The organism is Arthrobacter sp. NEB 688, assembly GCF_013201035.1.
Taxonomy (GTDB): Bacteria; Actinomycetota; Actinomycetes; order Actinomycetales; family Dermatophilaceae; genus Phycicoccus.
In genome coordinates, this window is sequence record NZ_CP053707.1 from 2085573 (window position 1) to 2101358 (window position 15786).

Consider the following 15786-nt stretch of genomic DNA (forward strand, 5'->3'; position numbering starts at 1 on the left):
CGCCCGGGCCGGGTGGGGCCCTCCCTCAGTGGATGGTCTCGCCCGGCCCGATGCCGACGATCCAGGCCCGCGTCGCGACGAGGCCGTCGGCGTCGAGCTCGATGCTGACCCGCTGGCCGCTGCGCAGGTGCAGCAGGCCGCTGTCGACGAGCGCGACGACCGGCACCTCGACCTCCCGGCCGTCGTCGAGCAGCGCGCTGCCGCCCGTCTCGTCGGGGACCCGGTGGATGGTGGCCTGCACGCCCGGCAGGGTAGCGCGCCGCAGGGCCGACTCCGTGTGCGCGCCCACCCCGAGGGCCACCGCGTCGGCGAGGGACGCGGCGTCGTCGACGTCGGTGCGCAGGCCCGGGGCGGCGACCCGGACCGTCGTCCACCCGAGCCCGGCGTGGGCCGCCGCGCTGCCGGCGCCGAAGCGGGTCGGCGCCGGGCCGTCGTCGAGGGCGAGGTCGAGCAGGGCCGTGCCGGTGCCGTCCGCGTCGGGGACGACGGCGCGCGCGACGCGACCGGTGCGCGCCAGGGTGGCCGCGAGCTCGGTGCCCGTGAGGGCCGGGTGGTCGCCGAGGAGCACGACCGCGCGCGGCGCCCCGGTCGCGCGGGCGGCCAGCACCCCGGCCCGGACGGCGGCGTCCAGGCCCGCCCCGGGGTCGGCGACGACCTGCGCCCCGGTGGCCGCCCACGCGGCGACCGACGGGTCTCCGGTCACGACGAGCACGTGCGCTCCCGGAAGGGACGCGGCCGCCGCGACGGTGTCACGGGCGAACGCGTCGGCGAGGGCCATCCGGTCCTCGAGCGGCAGCGGCAGGCGCGACTTCGCGAGCGGGCCGCCCTTGACGGGCACGACGACCACGAGGGGCGGGGTGGAGGGCACGTGCCGATCCTGACAGGCCGCCGTGGCGCGCTCGACATCACCTGCACCGCGGACCACAATGCGGTGACCCCCACCCCCGGAAGGCGACTGGTGACCACCCCGACCGACAGCTCGCGTCCCTTCGGGTACCGGTTCGCCATCGCCGTCCTGCGGCCCCTGTTCCGCGCGCTGACGCGCCGCCGCTGGGAGGGCGTCGAGCACCTGCCGACGACGGGTGGCTGGGTGGTCTGCCCCAACCACGTCTCGCACGTCGACCCGCTGGCCTTCGCGCACTTCCTCGTCGACCAGGGTCTCTCGCCGCGCTTCCTCGGCAAGGACGAGGTCTTCCGCGTGCCCGTCGTCGGGGCGGTGCTGCGCTCGGCCGACCAGATCCCGGTGCACCGCGAGTCGGGCAGCGCCGTCGACGCCTACCGCGCGGCGGTCGCCGCGGTCCGCGCGGGCAAGTGCGTCGCCATCTACCCGGAGGGGACGCTGACCCGCGACCCCGACCTGTGGCCGATGCGCGGCAAGACCGGTGCGGCCCGTGTCGCGCTCGAGACCCGGTGCCCCGTCGTGCCCGTCGCGGTCTGGGGCCCCCAGGAGATGCTCGCGCCGTACGCGAAGGTGCCCCACCTCGTGCCGCGGCCCGTCATGCGCGTGCGCGCCGGCCGGCCCGTCGACCTCGAGGACCTGCACGGGCTCCCCGTGACGGCCGAGGTGCTCGCCGAGGCGACCGACCGCATCATGGCGGCGATCACCGCCGAGCTCGAGGTGCTGCGCGGCGAGGGCGCCCCCACCGAACGCTTCGACCCCCGTCGCGCCCGCGTCACCCCGACCGGCCGACCCCGACCGATCGAGGAGGCGTCATGAGCCGAGCGGCCGTCTACGGCACCGGGAGCTGGGGGACGGCCTTCGCCGCCGTCCTCGCCGACGCCGGCACCCCCGTCACGATGTGGGGGCGCCGGGCGGAGGTCGTCGAGCAGGTCAACGCCGGCGTCAACCGCGACTACCTCCCCGAGCTGCGCCTGCCCGGCACGGTGCGGGCCACGACCGACCCCGCCGAGGCCGCCGAGGGCGCCGACGTCGTGGTGCTCGCCGTGCCCTCGCAGACGCTGCGCGACAACCTCACCGCCTGGGGCGGGGTGCTCCCCGGCGACGCCGCGGTCGTCTCGCTCATGAAGGGCGTCGAGCTCGGCACGACCCGCCGCATGTCGGAGGTCATCGCCGAGGTCGGGGGCGTCGACCCCGACCGCGTCGTCGTCGTCTCCGGGCCCAACCTCGCGCGCGAGATCGCGGCCAAGCAGCCGGCGGCCTCGGTCGTCGCGAGCCGCAGCGAGGCGATGGCCGAGCGGGTCGCCGCCGCCTGCGCCGCACCGTACTTCCGCCCGTACACCGGCACAGACGTCGTCGGCACCGAGATCGCCGGTGCGGTGAAGAACGTCATCGCGCTAGCCGTCGGGATGGCCGAGGGCCTCGGGATGGGCGACAACTCGAAGGCGTCGATCATCACCCGGGGCCTGGCCGAGACGATGCGTCTGGGCACCGCGCTCGGGGGCGAGTCCGTGACCTTCGCGGGGCTCGCCGGGGTCGGCGACCTCATCGCCACGTGCATGTCGCCGCTCTCGCGCAACCACTCCTTCGGCGTGCGTCTCGGTCAGGGGATGGCCGTCGACGAGGTCGTCGCCGTGACGCGGCAGACCGCCGAGGGCGTCAAGTCGTGCACGTCCATCCTCGAGCTGGCCGGCGCCCACGGCGTCGACGTGCCGATCATCGAGCAGGTCGACGCGATGATCCGCCACGGGCGCACCGCCCAGGAGGTCGTGGCCGCTCTCCTGTCGCGGCCCCGCAAGGCCGAGACCGCCTGAGCCGCAGCGGGTCCGGCGGGCTCAGCCCGCGGCGTGCTCCAGCGCGGCCGAGAGGTCGCGCCACAGGTCCTCGACGTCCTCGACCCCGACGGAGAGGCGCAGCAGCTCGTCCGGCACCTTGAGCGGCTCGTCGGGCTGGCGCTTGCGCCGCTCCAGGAGGCTCTCGACGCCGCCGAGGCTCGTCGCGTGCACCCAGAGGCGGGTCGCGGCCGACACGCGCTCGGCGCCCTCGGCCCCGCCGACGACCTCGATGCTGACGATCGCCCCGAGGCCGGGGTAGCGCACGCGGGTGACGGCCGGGTGGCCCTCGAGCCGGGTGGCGAGCTCGACGGCGGAGGCGCAGGCCCGCTCCAGGCGCAGGTGCAGCGTGCGCATCCCGCGCAGCGCGAGCCAGGACTCCATCGGCCCGGCGATGGCGCCGCGCAGCCGCCGGTGCCGGTGCAGCCGGTCGTGCAGCGCGCGGCCGGCCTCGGTCGGCGCCGTGACGACCGCGCCGAGCAGCACGTCGCTGTGCCCGGCGAGATACTTCGTCACCGAGTGCACGACGACGTCGGCGCCCTGATCGAGCGGCCGCTGGAGCAGCGGGGTCGCGAAGGTGTTGTCGACGACCGTCAGCACCCCGCGCTCGCGGGCCGCCGCGGCCAGGGTGGGGACGTCGGCGACCTCGAGGAGGGGGTTGGTGGGGGACTCGAGCCACAGCAGGTCGGCGCCGTCGAGCGCGGCGACGACGGCGGCGGTGTCGGTGAGGTCGACCCGGCGCACGGTCGCGGCGCCCTCGGCCTCGAGGTCGCCGACGGTCGCCATCACGCCGTTGTAGGCGGCGTCCGGCACGACGACGGTGCCGCCGTGGGGCAGGAGCGCGAAGGCGGCGGAGACGGCGGCCATCCCGGAGGCGAGGACGAGGGCGTCGCCGCCCTCGAGCGAGCCGAGGGCCTCCTCCAGGGCCGACCACGTCGGGTTGCCGCCGCGGCCGTAGCTGACCGGCCCGTCCGCGTGGTAGGTCGAGGTGAGCACGAGCGGCGCGCCGACCTGCGCTCCGGGGGAGGCCGGCTCGCGCCCGAGGGCGACGAGCCGGGTGGCGGGGGCGAGGGGCTCGGGCGAGGTGGGGCGCTCGGTCACGAGGGCCACCCTAGGGGCGGCTAGAGTCGCGTGCGATGACCGACCGCCCAGCCGACAAGATCCGCGTCGCCCTCGTCTTCGGGGGCCGCTCGTCCGAGCACGCCGTCTCGTGCGCGACCGCCGCGAGCGTCCTCGAGGCGCTCGACCGCGACCGCTACGACGTCGTGCCGGTCGGCATCGCCAAGGACGGGCACTGGGTGCTCGCCGCGGACGACCCCGAGCCGCTGCGCCTCGCGCCGGGCCACGAGCCCCGGGTCGACGGCGGGTCGGCGAGCGTCATCGTCCCGACCTCGGCCACCGACCGCACCCTCGTCGTCCACGAGGCCGGGCAGGCGCCGCGCACGCTCGGCGAGGTCGACGTCGTCTTCCCCCTGCTGCACGGCCCCTTCGGCGAGGACGGCACCATCCAGGGCCTGCTCGACCTCGCCGACGTCCGCTACGTCGGCTCGGGGGTCACCGCCTCGGCCGTCATGATGGACAAGGCGATGATGAAGACCGTCCTCGCCGCGGCCGGCCTGCCGATCGGCCCCTACGTCGTCATCACCGACCGCGACTGGCGGCGCGACCCCGCGGCCGCGATGGACGCCGTCGGCGCGCTGACCTTCCCCGTCTTCGTCAAGCCGGCCCGCGCCGGGTCGAGCATGGGCATCAGCAAGGTCGCCTCGATGGACGCGCTCGAGGCCGCGATCGAGGTCGCCCGCGAGCACGACCCCAAGGTCGTCGTCGAGCAGGGCATCGTCGGGCGCGAGATCGAGTGCGGCGTCCTCGAGGGCCACGGCACCGACGACCCGCGCACGAGCGAGCTCGGCGAGTGCGTCGTCGTCCAGAACCACGACTTCTACGACTTCGAGGCCAAGTACCTCGCCGCCGACGACGTGCGCCTCGAGGCGCCGGCCGACGTGCCGACCCAGGCCGCCGCCGAGATCCGCTCGATGGCCGCCCGCGCCTTCGAGGCCGCCGGCTGCGAGGGGCTCGCGCGCGTCGACTTCTTCCTCACCGACGCCGGCGAGGTCGTCCTCAACGAGGTCAACACGATGCCCGGCTTCACGCCGAGCTCGATGTACCCGCGGATGTGGGCGGCCAGCGGCGTCAGCTACCCCGAGCTCATCGACGAGCTCGTCGCGCTCGCGCTCGAGCGCCGCACCGGCCTGCGCTGAGGCGCGGCGGACCGGCCCGCGTCAGAGGCGTCAGCGGCAGCGGAGGTCGTTGCGCGGCAGGGCCTGCGCGACCTCGTCGAACGCCGGCAGCAGCAGCGGCGCGGGGTCGTACGCCGACGGCACGAGCACCTCGAGCGCGGGGTCGGTGCCGAACGTCGTGAAGCGGGTGCCGTCGGTGAGCTCCGACGGGATCCAGCCGACGCCGTCGACCTCGATGCACTCGGTCTCGGTCGGGGCGAGCGCACCGACGCCGCAGCGCGCCACGATCGCCGGGTCGCCCCAGGCGGCCACCGCGCCCCCGGCGGGGTCGGTGTCGCGGCGCTCCTGGCCGCCGACGGTCGCGGGCCAGCGCGGGTCGCCGCACCCCGCGGCGCCCCCGGGCACGCTCACCTCGACGGCGGAGGAGCACCCGCACAGCAGGACGGCGGCAGCGCCGAGCGCTGCCGCCGTCCGACGGGTCCGGGCCACGCTCAGACGTGGACCACGGTGCACGTCAGGGTGCGGGTGATGCCCTCGGTGTCCTGGATGCGGGAGATGACCAGCTTGCCCAGCTCGTCGACGGTCGCGGCCTCCACCCGGGCGATGACGTCGTAGGGGCCGGTGACGTCCTCGGCGAGGACGACGCCGTCGATGCCGGCGATCGTCTCGGCGACGGACGCGGCGCGCCCGACGTCGGTCTGGATCAGGATGTAGGCCTGGACCACTGAACTCCACCTTGTCGTCGGTCGGCGGGGCCGGTGCGGCCCCGCACGTGGTGCCCACCGGGTCCGGCGGGGCTCGACGCAGACGCTACCGTGCCCGTGGACCGGACGTCACCGCAGGGAGGGAGCACGGAGTGGAGCGGCTGCGCGACCTCGACGAGGCCGAGCTCCTCGCGCGGGTCTTCCCCCTCTACGCGGCCGCCGTCGCGGCCGACGAGTCCGCCGTCCCGGTCGGTCCGGGCGACGACGCCGCGGTCCTCGCCGCCCCCTCCGGCGCGGTCGTCGCGACGACCGACGGGATGGTCCGCGGCCGCGACTGGCGCGACGACTGGTCCGGCGCGCACGACGTGGGCGTCAAGGTCACCGTGCAGAACCTCGCCGACGTCGCGGCGATGGGCGCGGTCCCCACCGGTCTGCTCGTCTCGCTCGTGGCCGACCCCGGGACGCCGGTCGACTGGGTGCTCGGGCTCGCCGCGGGCATCGCCTCGGTCTCGCGGGAGTCCGGCGCGCCCGTCGTCGGCGGCGACCTGTCCTCCGGCCCGGCCGGGGTCGTCACGGTCACCCTCACCGCGCTCGGCGACCTGCGCGGCCGGCGGCCGGTCCTGCGCTCGGGGGCGCGGGCCGGTGACGTCGTCGCCGTCTGCGGCACGCTCGGGACCTCCGGCGGCGGGCTCGCGCTGTACCTGTCCGGCCGCACCACGGGGGGCGGACCGGACGCCGAGCTGCTGCGGGCGGCCCACCGGGCGCCGCGGCCGCCGTGGGAGTCCGGGCCGGTCGCGGCCGACGCCGGGGCGCACGCCCTCGTCGACGTCTCGGACGGGCTCGTCACCGACCTCGGCCGGGTGGCCCGGGCGAGCGGGGTGGGCATCGACCTGTCGGGGGAGGTGCTGAGGGCGCGCCACGCGTCCGGGGCGCTCGAGCGCTGCCTCGGCGCCGAGGAGGCGCTGCGCCAGGTGCTCGGCGGCGGCGAGGAGCACTCGCTCGCGGCGTGCTTCCCCGCGTCGGTCGACCTCGCGGCGCTGCCCGGCGCCCCGTGGGTCGCCGTCGGGCAGGTCGGCGAGCCGGGGCCGCAGGGTCCGGTCGTCACGCTCGACGGGGTCGTGCCGGACGTGCGCGGCTGGGACCACTTCGCCGGCGCCTGACCCGGCCCCTTCTCCGGGCGACCTGCGCGGGTCCGCGTGCGACCGCACCCGGACCCCCGCATCTCGCGGGGAGAAAAGGAGGGAGCACACGCGGAACGGGCGGCCTCCGTGAGGGAGGCCGCCCGTTCCGGGGTACGTCAGAGGAGGGAGGTCAGCGCTTGACCTTGCCCGCCTTGAGGCACGAGGTGCAGACGTTGAGCCGCTTCGGGGTCACACCGGCCTCGCCCACCATCGCCTTGACGCGCTGGATGTTGGGGTTCCAACGGCGCTTCGTGCGGCGGTGCGAGTGCGAGATGTTGTGCCCGAAACCGGGGCCCTTGCCGCAGACGTCGCAGTTGGCAGCCACGGGAGATCTCCTGATGCAGTAACGGTCATGTGGTCTTCGGGGCGCAGCGCACGAGTGCACGCGCAACCGGACAAGAGTAGCCGAGGGCGACCGGCCCGACCAAAACGGCTCCGGCGGGGGCGACGGACGGCCCCGATACGCTGACATCGTGCCCGACGTCCTCACCGCCGCCGACGCCCGGCAGTGGGCCCTCCTGACCCGGGCGGCCCTCGCGGCCCGGCGCACCGAGATCGACGGGCTCAACGTCTTCCCCGTGCCCGACGGCGACACCGGCACCAACCTCTACCTCACCCTCGACGGCGCCATCGACGAGGTCGTCGCGGCCCGGTCGGCGGCCGACGCCCACGGCCCGGCGGACCTCGTCGAGGAGTGCCGCACGCTGCGCCGTGCGGTCCTGCTGTCGGCCCGCGGCAACTCCGGGGTCATCCTCAGCCAGGTGCTCGGCGGCCTCTGCGACGTCGTCGTCGAGCAGGGCGCCACCCAGGTGGACGTCGCGCTGCTCACGGCGTGCCTCGAGCGCGGAGCGGCCAAGGCGCGGGCCAGCGTGGCGCACCCGCAGGAGGGCACCATCCTCACCGTGGCCGACGCCGCGGCCGCCGGGGCGCGCGCCGCGTGCGACGCCGGGGGGTCGATGGCCGAGGTCTCGGCGGCCGCCGTCGAGGCCGCGACGGCGGCGCTCGCGCGCACCCCCGAGCAGCTGCCGGCGCTGGCCCGCGCCGGGGTCGTCGACGCCGGGGGAGCGGGCTGCGTCCTGCTCCTCGAGGCCCTGCACCGCGTCGTGACCGGCGCGTGGACGAGCGCCGAAGAGGGGCTGCTGGCCGCCGGCGCGGGCACCGACCCCGCCCGCTGGCACTCGCCGCAGCCACGCGCGGCCGACGCCGCGGACGAGGAGCCCGACGCGGCCGGCCCGGCCTTCGAGGTGATGTACCTGCTGCTGGACTCCGACGCCGAGCGGGTGCAGCGGCTGACCCGCGACCTCGACGCGCTCGGCGACTCGCTCATCGTCGTCGGCGGCCCCGACCTCTGGAACGTCCACGTGCACGTCGACGACGCCGGCGCGGCGGTCGAGGCCGCCCTCGTCGCGGGCCGCCCCGAGCGCATCCGCATCACCCACCTGCCGAGCCAGGTCGCCGCCCGCGGGGCCGTCGTCCCCCTCGGGGTGGTCGCCGGGGCGGCCGGCCCGGGCGTCGTCGCGCTGCTCCAGGAGGCCGGCGCCGTCGCGCTGGAGTTCGGGCCGGGCCGGCGCGCGTCGGCGAGCCAGCTGCTCGAGGCCGCCCGGCGCACCGGGGCCTCCGCCGTCGTCGTCCTGCCCGCCGACCCCGACGGGCTGATGGCCGCCGAGGTCGCGGCCGAGGCCGGCGCGGCCGACGGGCTCGAGGTGCACGTCGTCCCGGCCCGCACGACCGTCCAGGCCATCGCCGCGATGGCCGTCCTCGACCCCGAGCGCCCGGTCCACGCCAACGTCGTCGCGATGACGCAGGCGGCCGTCGCGACGCGGCACGGCGCGGTGTCCGTGGCGACCAAGGAGGCGCTGACGTGGGCCGGGGTCTGCCGGCCCGGCGACGTCCTCGGGATCGTCGACGGCGACGTCGCCTTCCTCGGCACCGACCTCGCCGCGTCCGCGCGCGACGTCCTCGACCGTCTGCTCTCGGCGGGCGGCGAGCTCGTCACCCTCGTCCGCGGGGCCGACGCCGACCCGCTGCTCGTCGAGCGCCTCGCCGGCGACCTCGGGCGCGAGCGGCCCGAGCTCGAGGTCGTCGTCCTCGACGGCGGCCAGCCCGTCTACCCGCTGCTCATCGGGGTGGAGTGACGATGGCCACCGAGTCCAGCCCGCTGCGGCCGATCATCGCGCAGGCCGCCGCCGACTTCGCGAAGCACCGCGACATCCACACCGTCGGCGACATCCTCGCCTACTGGCCGCGGCGCTACCGCACCCGTGAGGCCGACCTCGGCGCCGTGACCCCGGGGGAGTTCCTCGTCGGGGTGGCCGAGGTGCGCTCCGCCACGACCCGCCGGATGAAGACGCGCAAGGGCACGATGCTCGAGGTCGTCATCACCGACGGCCGCCACGAGCTCGACATCACGTTCTTCAAGGCCTGGGGCCACGACAAGGTGCTCGTACCCGGCGCGCGGGGCATCTTCGCCGGGACGGTCGGGACCTACCGGGGGCGCCTGCAGCTGACGCACCCCGGCTACACGATGCTCGACGACTACGACGCGGGGGAGCGGCGCGACCTCATCCCGTTCTACCGGCGGGTCGGCAAGCTCCCGACCTGGACGGTCAGCGAGTCGGTGCGCCGCGTCCTCGACGTCCTCGACGACGTGCCCGACGCCCTGCCCGAGGACGTCCGGGTGCGGCGGAACCTGATGTCGCGCACCGACGCCCTGCGCGGGATCCACGGCCCGGACACCCTCGAGCAGGTCGCGGCCGCCCAGCAGCGGCTGCGCTACGAGGAGGCGTTCGTCCTCCAGGCGACGCTCGCGCAGCGCCGGCGGGCCTCCGCCGCGACGGCCACGCGGGCGCGGCCGGGTCGCGCCGACGGGCTGCTCGCCGCCTTCGACGAGCGGCTGCCGTTCACCCTGACCGGCGGCCAGCGCGACATCGGCGAGGTCGTGGCCGACGAGATGGGCCGCGAGGTCCCGATGCACCGACTGCTCCAGGGCGAGGTCGGCTCCGGCAAGACGGTCGTCGCGCTGCGGGCGATGCTCCGAGCGGTCGACTCGGACGGGCAGGCCGCGCTCCTCGCCCCCACCGAGGTCCTCGCCGCGCAGCACCACCGGACGATCACCCGGATGCTCGGGGACCTCGCCGAGGGCGGGATGCTGGGCGGCGCCGAGCACGGGACGCGCGTCGCCCTGCTCACCGGCAGCCAGCCGACCGCCGAGCGCCGGCGCACCCTCCTCGACGTCGTGAGCGGAGACGCGGGCATCGTCGTCGGCACGCACGCCCTGCTCCAGGAGCACGTCGACTTCTACGACCTCGCCCTCGTCGTCGTCGACGAGCAGCACCGTTTCGGCGTGGAGCAGCGGGACGCGTTGCGCGCCAAGGGCTCCACCCCACCGCACGTCCTCGTCATGACCGCGACGCCCATCCCGCGCACCGTCGCGATGACGGTCTTCGGCGACCTCGAGACCTCGACGCTGCGCGAGCTGCCCGCCGGGCGCGCGCCCATCACGACGCACGTCGTGCCCGAGGACCGGCCCGGGTGGATGGAGCGGACGTGGCAGCGCATCGCCGAGGAGGTGCGCTCCGGCCGGCAGGCGTACGTCGTGTGCCCGCGCATCGGCGACGACGACGCCGCCGACGAGGGGGCCGTGCTCACGGTCGAGGCGGCCGACCCGGACGCCGAGGAGGCCGCCGACGCCCCGCCGCCGCGCCCGCTGACGAGCGTGACGGCCCTGTCCGCGCGGCTGGCCGAGGAGCCGGCCCTCGCCGGGCTCACCCTCGAGGTCCTCCACGGCCGGATGCCCGCCGAGGACAAGGACGCCGTCATGGGCCGCTTCCAGCGCGGCGAGACCGACGTCCTCGTCTCGACGACGGTCGTCGAGGTGGGGGTCGACGTGCCCAACGCGAGCGTCATGGTCGTCATGGACGCCGACCGCTTCGGGGTCAGCCAGCTGCACCAGCTGCGCGGGCGCATCGGCCGCGGCGGCTTCCCGGGCCTGTGCCTGCTCGTCACGGGGTCCGAGGCCGAGCCGGCGCTCACCCGGCTGACGGCCGTGGCCGGGACGACGGACGGCTTCGAGCTGGCCCGCCTCGACCTCGCCCAGCGCCGCGAGGGCGACATCCTCGGCGCCGCGCAGCACGGCCGGCGCACGCAGCTGGAGTTCCTCCACATCCTCGAGCACGAGGACGTCATCGAGCAGGCCCGCGAGGACGCCTTCGCGCTCGTCGAGGCCGACCCCGACCTCGCCGACCACCCCCTGCTCGCCGCCGCCGTCCAGGCCCGCGTCGACGCCGAGCAGGCCGCCTACCTGGAGCGTGGCTGATGACCCGCATCATCGCCGGCACCCGCGGCGGGCGGACCCTGCGCACCCCGCCCGGCTCGGGCACTCGCCCGACGAGCGACCGGGTGCGCGAGGCGCTCTTCTCGGCGCTCGAGGCCCGCGACGCCCTGCGCGGCGGGCACGTCCTCGACCTCTACGCCGGCTCCGGCGCGCTCGGGCTCGAGGCGATGAGCCGGGGGGCGCGCTCGTGCGTCCTCGTCGAGTCCGACCGGCGGGCCGCCTCCGTCGTCGCGGCCAACGTCGCCTCGCTCGCGCTCACGGGGGTGCGGGTCGTGCCGACGACGGTCTCCGCGGCGCTCGCCGGCCAGCCGGGGGCCGAGGGGCCGGCCGACCTCGTGTTCATCGACCCGCCCTACGACGTGGGGGAGGAGGCCCTGGGCACCGTCCTCGACCGCCTCGTCGACGGCTGGCTGGCCGCCGACGGGCTCGTCGTCGTCGAGCGCTCATCGCGCTCGCCCGAGCCCGCCTGGCCCACCGGCCTCGAGCGCGTCGGCAAGCCCCGCAAGTACGGCGAGACGACCGTCTGGCTCGCCGAGCGCGCCTGACCCTCTCGTCGAAGGACGGGGTGCATCGGGGCAGGTCAGCCCGGCCACCTGACAGGATGCGGGGATGAGCGACTACGAGATCCCCCGGCCGGTCAGCGGCGACGTCATCGAGCGCATCCTCGAGGACCACCGGCTCTTCGAGGACCTCCTGCGCGAGGCCCGGCGCACCGACACCGACCGCGAGGCCGCCCGCCGCGCGCTCGCCGAGGTGCTGACCGCCCACGCCGTCGCCGAGGAGGAGAAGGTCTACCCGACCCTGCGCGCGAAGGCCGCCGACATCACCGACCACGAGGCCGAGCACGGCGAGGAGGAGCACGCCGAGATCAACGAGGCGCTGCTCGCCTTCCTGCGCGCCAAGGGCACCGACACCCAGAAGTACGACGACGCCCTCGAGGACCTCGCGACGGTGGTCAACCACCACGCGAACGAGGAGGAGCAGACGATCCTCAACCCGGCCCGCGAGGAGGTCGACCTCGAGGTGCGCGAGCGGCTCGGCGTCGACTGGCTGACCCGCCGCAACGAGCTGCTCGAGCAGGGCTGCGGCTCCGAGGAGCAGGTCGCCGCCCTCGTCGACGAGGCGGTCGACAAGGGCGCCCTCGCCCCCGAGGAGGCGCGCGAGGAGGCCGACCGAATCAAGGCCGAGGCCAAGGAGAAGGCCGAGGAGGTCGAGGACGCGGCGAAGAACGGCGACTGACCCTCCCGTGGAGCCCTTGCTAGGTTGGCGCGCGTGAGCGAGCGCGTCCGCCGGGCCGTCTGTCCCGGCTCCTACGACCCGGTGACCCACGGCCACCTCGACGTCGTCGCGCGCGCCGCCGCGCTGCACGACGAGGTGGTCGTGGCGATCCTCCACAACCCCGCGAAGCAGGGGACGTTCACCGTCCCCGAGCGGGTGGCCCTCGTCGAGCACGCGCTCGCCGACCGCGGCCTGGCCGACGTCGTGCGCGTCGAGGCCTTCGCCGACCGCCTCCTCGTCGACGTCTGCCGCGACCTCGGGGCCGACGTCCTCGTCAAGGGCCTGCGCGGCGGCACCGACTTCGACTACGAGCTGCCGATGGCCCGGATGAACCGGCACCTGACCGGGCTCGAGACGCTCTTCCTGCCCGGTGAGCCCTCGCTGGCCCACGTGTCGAGCTCCCTCGTCAAGGAGGTCGTCCGCTACGGCGGCGACGTGAGCGGCCTCGTACCGGACGAGGTGCGCGACGCCCTCGTCGCCCGGCTGCGTGACCGCTGAGGCGAGCGCCCCGGAGCAGGCCCGCGCCGGGCAGCGCTCGACGGGGCGGCGACCCGGCTTCCGGCGCGACGTCGAGGGCCTGCGTGCCGTCGCGGTCCTCTCGGTGCTGGCCTACCACGCCGGTCTGCCGGTCCACGCGGGCTTCGTCGGCGTCGACATCTTCTTCGTCATCTCGGGCTTCCTCATCACCGGCCTGCTCGTCGCCGAGCTCGACCGGACCGGCACCGTCTCGTGGGTGCGCTTCGTCGGCCGGCGCGTGCGCCGGCTGCTGCCCGCCGCCGTGGTCGTCCTGCTCGTCACGACGCTGTTCACGTGGCTCGTCGTCCCCGGGCAGCGCCGCCAGCAGGTCGGCCACGACGTCATCGCCGCCGCGACGTACGTCGTCAACTGGGTCCTTGCCGGCCGTGAGGTCGACTACCTCGCCTCGGACGTGCGCCCCTCGCCGGTCCAGCACTTCTGGAGCCTCGCCGTCGAGGAGCAGTTCTACGTCGTCTGGCCGCTGCTCCTCCTGGCCCTCGCGCTGCTCGCCCGCCGGACGGGTCGGCGCCCCGACCGCCGCACGGTCGCCGTCGCGCTCGGCGCGCTGACCGGCGCCTCGTTCGTGTGGTCGCTCATCGCCTCGCACACGAGCCCGGAGGCGTCCTTCTTCACGACGACGACCCGCGTCTGGGAGCTCGGGGTGGGCGCGCTGCTCGCCGTGTGGCTGACCGGGCGGGAGCGCCCGCAGGCGCGCAGCCGGGCCGCCGACGCCCTCGGCTGGGTGGGTCTCGTCGCGCTCGTCGTCGTCGCCGTCGCGCTGCCGACGGGCATCGAGTGGCCGAGCGGGTGGGCCCTGCTGCCGACGCTGCCGACCGCGCTCGTCCTCTGGGCCGGGTGGCGCGGCGGCCGCAACGGCCCCGTCCGGCTCCTCGGCGCCCGCGCGATGGTCTGGGTCGGGGGCCTGTCGTACTCGATCTACCTCTGGCACTGGCCGGTGCTCGTCCTCGGCGACTGGAGCGCCGAGCGCCTGACCGGCGGCCCGCTGCCCGGATGGGCCCGTGTCGCGCTCGCGCTGGGCTCGGTGTGGCCGGCCTGGGTGTCGTGGCGGTTCGTCGAGCAGCCCATCCACCACGGGGCCTGGCTGCGGCGCCGGCCCCGTGCGCTCGTCGCCGCCGGGCTCGGGATGTCCGGCGTGGCCGTCCTCGCCGCCCTCCCGCTCCTGCCGCTGGCCTCGCCCTTCGTCACCACGCCGGAGGACGGACGCGTCCCGCCGGTCTCGCAGCTCGGGGCCGCCACCGTCGTGCCGGGGCGCGCCGTCGCCGACGACGTGCAGCCCGGCTGGGTCACGCCCGACCCCCTCGTCAGCGGGGAGGACCGCCCGGACGCCGACGTCGACCGCTGCCAGGTCGACCACGACGCGACCGAGCCCGTCGCGTGCACCTTCGGCGACCCGCGCGGCGCCGTCACCGTCGCGCTCGTCGGGGACTCCAAGGCCATGCAGTGGCTGCCCGCGCTGCAGGAGCAGGCCGGCGAGCGGGGGTGGCGCGTCGTCACGTACGGCAAGTCCGCCTGCGCCTTCGCCGCGGCGCCCGCGGCGAGCGCCGGCCGGGCCTACCCCCAGTGCGACGCCTGGAACGCCGCCGTCTCGCGCGCGCTCGCGGCCGACCCCCCGGACGTCGTCGTCACCTCCGGCGTCGCCCGAGGGGCCTGGGACGGCTCGCGCACCGACGCGCCCCTCCTCGAGGACGGCTACGCCCGGCGCTGGGCAGCCCTGGCGCGCGCCGGCGTCCCCGTCGTCGTCGTCGGGGACAGCCCGGTCTCGCCGGACGACCTCGACGTCTGCGCCGCCTGGCACCCCGACGCGCTCGCGCAGTGCACCTTCGCCGCCGCGCCGGCGCTCGCCGCGAGCGGGCTGCCCGTGCAGCGTCCGGCCGTGCAGCGGGCGGGGGAGGGCGTCACGCTGCTCGACCTCACCCCGTGGGTCTGCCCCGGTGGCGAGTGCCCCGTCGTCATCGGGCACGTCACCGTCCACCGGGCCGGCGACCACGTGACGGCCACCTACGCGCGCACCCTCGCGCCCCAGGTCGCCGGCGCCGTCGAGGTGGCCCTGACCCCCGCGAAGGCTCGGTGAGGACCCTCGTCACGGCTCCGTCCGGCGCCGGGACCGACCCCGGTTTGGGCCGGTGGGGGGCCTGCCGGTACCGTTGTCCTTCGGTCTGCGTCCGTGCGGCGTGACCCGAACCCGTCCCGACCTCACCGAAAGCCCATGACTCGCCCTGATCCCCGGTCCCCCTTGGTGCTCGACACCAAGCTCGTGGGCCGTCGACCCGGGACGATGCACGAGCTGGAGCGTGAGGCAGGGGCGCCGAGCGACCTCGGCACCGACGTCATCCGCGTCGAGGAGGGCAGCCCGCTGTCCCTCTCCCTGCGGATGGAGTCCGTCGTCGAGGGCGTGCTCGTCACGGGTTCGGTGCGCGGCACGGCCACCGGCGCCTGCGTGCGGTGCCTGGACCCGGTGAGCGTCTCGCTCGACGGTCACTTCCAGGAGCTGTTCGTTCACGCCGATCGCCACGACCACCACCACGAGGTGGGGGACGAGGACGCCGACGAGGAGCACCGCGTCGAGGACGGCTACATCGACCTCGACCCGGTGGTCCGGGACACGGTGGTGCCTGCACTGCCGTTCCAGCCGGTGTGCCGGCCGGACTGCCCCGGGCTGTGCTCCGTGTGCGGCCAGCCGCTCGCGGAGGACCCCGAGCACCAGCACGACGAGATCGACCCCCGATGGGCGGCGCTCTCGGCCTTGGCCGAGGACCCGTCCACGCCGACAGAGAAGAGGACCTGAC

At 76.0% G+C, this 15786-nt stretch carries 16 protein-coding genes; 11 read left to right on the forward strand and 5 right to left on the reverse strand.

Annotated elements, in window-relative coordinates; all coding sequences use genetic code 11:
* Nucleotides 1–25: 25 nt before the first annotated feature.
* Nucleotides 26–868 carry a 2-phospho-L-lactate guanylyltransferase gene (gene cofC / locus HL663_RS09885; RefSeq protein WP_286175529.1) on the reverse strand — a complete coding sequence of 281 codons (843 nt, stop codon included), beginning with the start codon at nt 866–868 and terminating at the stop codon, nt 26–28.
* A 90-nt stretch (nt 869–958) separates the two neighbouring features.
* Here cofC and HL663_RS09890 point away from each other — a divergent pair, with 90 nt between their 5' ends.
* Nucleotides 959–1717 carry a lysophospholipid acyltransferase family protein gene (locus HL663_RS09890; protein WP_173028229.1) on the forward strand — a complete coding sequence of 253 codons (759 nt, stop codon included), beginning with the start codon at nt 959–961 and terminating at the stop codon, nt 1715–1717.
* On the forward strand, nt 1714–2712 hold the full coding sequence (locus tag HL663_RS09895) for an NAD(P)H-dependent glycerol-3-phosphate dehydrogenase (RefSeq protein WP_173028230.1): 999 nt from the start codon (nt 1714–1716) through the stop codon (nt 2710–2712). Before HL663_RS09890 ends, HL663_RS09895 begins: the two co-directional genes overlap by 4 nt.
* A 21-nt stretch (nt 2713–2733) precedes the next feature.
* On the opposite strand, the gene HL663_RS09900 is transcribed toward HL663_RS09895, so the two are convergent.
* On the reverse strand, nt 2734–3840 hold the full coding sequence (locus HL663_RS09900; RefSeq protein WP_502709023.1) for a trans-sulfuration enzyme family protein: 1107 nt from the start codon (nt 3838–3840) through the stop codon (nt 2734–2736).
* A gap of 26 nt (nt 3841–3866) precedes the next feature.
* Here HL663_RS09900 and HL663_RS09905 point away from each other — a divergent pair, with 26 nt between their 5' ends.
* The gene (locus HL663_RS09905) at nt 3867–4988 is read left to right on the forward strand and encodes a D-alanine--D-alanine ligase family protein (protein ID WP_173028232.1); all 1122 of its coding nucleotides are present in this window, start codon (nt 3867–3869) and stop codon (nt 4986–4988) included.
* 30 nt (nt 4989–5018) lie between these two features.
* Here the strand turns inward: HL663_RS09905 and HL663_RS09910 are convergent, their stop codons facing one another.
* Both HL663_RS09910 and HL663_RS09915 read right to left on the reverse strand, forming a co-directional pair.
* A complete protein-coding gene (locus HL663_RS09910) occupies nt 5019–5456 on the reverse strand; it encodes a DUF3515 family protein (protein ID WP_173028233.1) in 438 nt (145 codons plus the stop codon).
* Nucleotides 5457–5458: 2 nt separating this feature from the next.
* Entirely contained in the window at nt 5459–5692 is a 234-nt protein-coding gene (locus HL663_RS09915; RefSeq protein ID WP_173028234.1) for an Lrp/AsnC family transcriptional regulator, read from the reverse strand.
* Nucleotides 5693–5823: 131 nt separating this feature from the next.
* Between HL663_RS09915 and thiL the strand changes: the two genes are divergently transcribed.
* Nucleotides 5824–6831: a thiamine-phosphate kinase gene (gene thiL / locus HL663_RS09920; RefSeq protein ID WP_173028235.1), complete on the forward strand. Its 1008-nt coding sequence runs from the start codon at nt 5824–5826 to the stop codon at nt 6829–6831.
* Between the two features lie 151 nt (nt 6832–6982).
* On the opposite strand, the gene rpmB is transcribed toward thiL, so the two are convergent.
* A complete protein-coding gene (rpmB, locus tag HL663_RS09925; protein WP_030527936.1) occupies nt 6983–7177 on the reverse strand; it encodes a 50S ribosomal protein L28 in 195 nt (64 codons plus the stop codon).
* Nucleotides 7178–7325: 148 nt separating this feature from the next.
* On the opposite strand from rpmB, the gene HL663_RS09930 reads away from it, so the two are divergent.
* From HL663_RS09930 to HL663_RS09960, 7 genes are all read left to right on the forward strand, one after another.
* Nucleotides 7326–8987 carry a DAK2 domain-containing protein gene (locus tag HL663_RS09930; RefSeq protein WP_173028236.1) on the forward strand — a complete coding sequence of 554 codons (1662 nt, stop codon included), beginning with the start codon at nt 7326–7328 and terminating at the stop codon, nt 8985–8987.
* Nucleotides 8988–8989: 2 nt separating this feature from the next.
* A complete protein-coding gene (locus tag HL663_RS09935; protein WP_173028237.1) occupies nt 8990–11167 on the forward strand; it encodes an ATP-dependent DNA helicase RecG in 2178 nt (725 codons plus the stop codon).
* Entirely contained in the window at nt 11167–11730 is a 564-nt protein-coding gene (rsmD, locus tag HL663_RS09940) for a 16S rRNA (guanine(966)-N(2))-methyltransferase RsmD (protein ID WP_173028238.1), read from the forward strand. The genes HL663_RS09935 and rsmD overlap by 1 nt, the downstream gene beginning before the upstream one ends.
* A gap of 64 nt (nt 11731–11794) precedes the next feature.
* Nucleotides 11795–12424: a hemerythrin domain-containing protein gene (locus tag HL663_RS09945; RefSeq protein WP_173028239.1), complete on the forward strand. Its 630-nt coding sequence runs from the start codon at nt 11795–11797 to the stop codon at nt 12422–12424.
* A gap of 33 nt (nt 12425–12457) precedes the next feature.
* On the forward strand, nt 12458–12961 hold the full coding sequence (coaD, locus tag HL663_RS09950) for a pantetheine-phosphate adenylyltransferase (protein WP_173028240.1): 504 nt from the start codon (nt 12458–12460) through the stop codon (nt 12959–12961).
* On the forward strand, nt 12951–15071 hold the full coding sequence (locus HL663_RS09955; protein ID WP_173028241.1) for an acyltransferase family protein: 2121 nt from the start codon (nt 12951–12953) through the stop codon (nt 15069–15071). Before coaD ends, HL663_RS09955 begins: the two co-directional genes overlap by 11 nt.
* A gap of 135 nt (nt 15072–15206) precedes the next feature.
* Complete coding sequence (locus HL663_RS09960; protein ID WP_173028242.1) at nt 15207–15785, forward strand: YceD family protein; 579 nt, start codon at nt 15207–15209, stop codon at nt 15783–15785.
* Nucleotide 15786 lies beyond the last annotated feature (1 nt).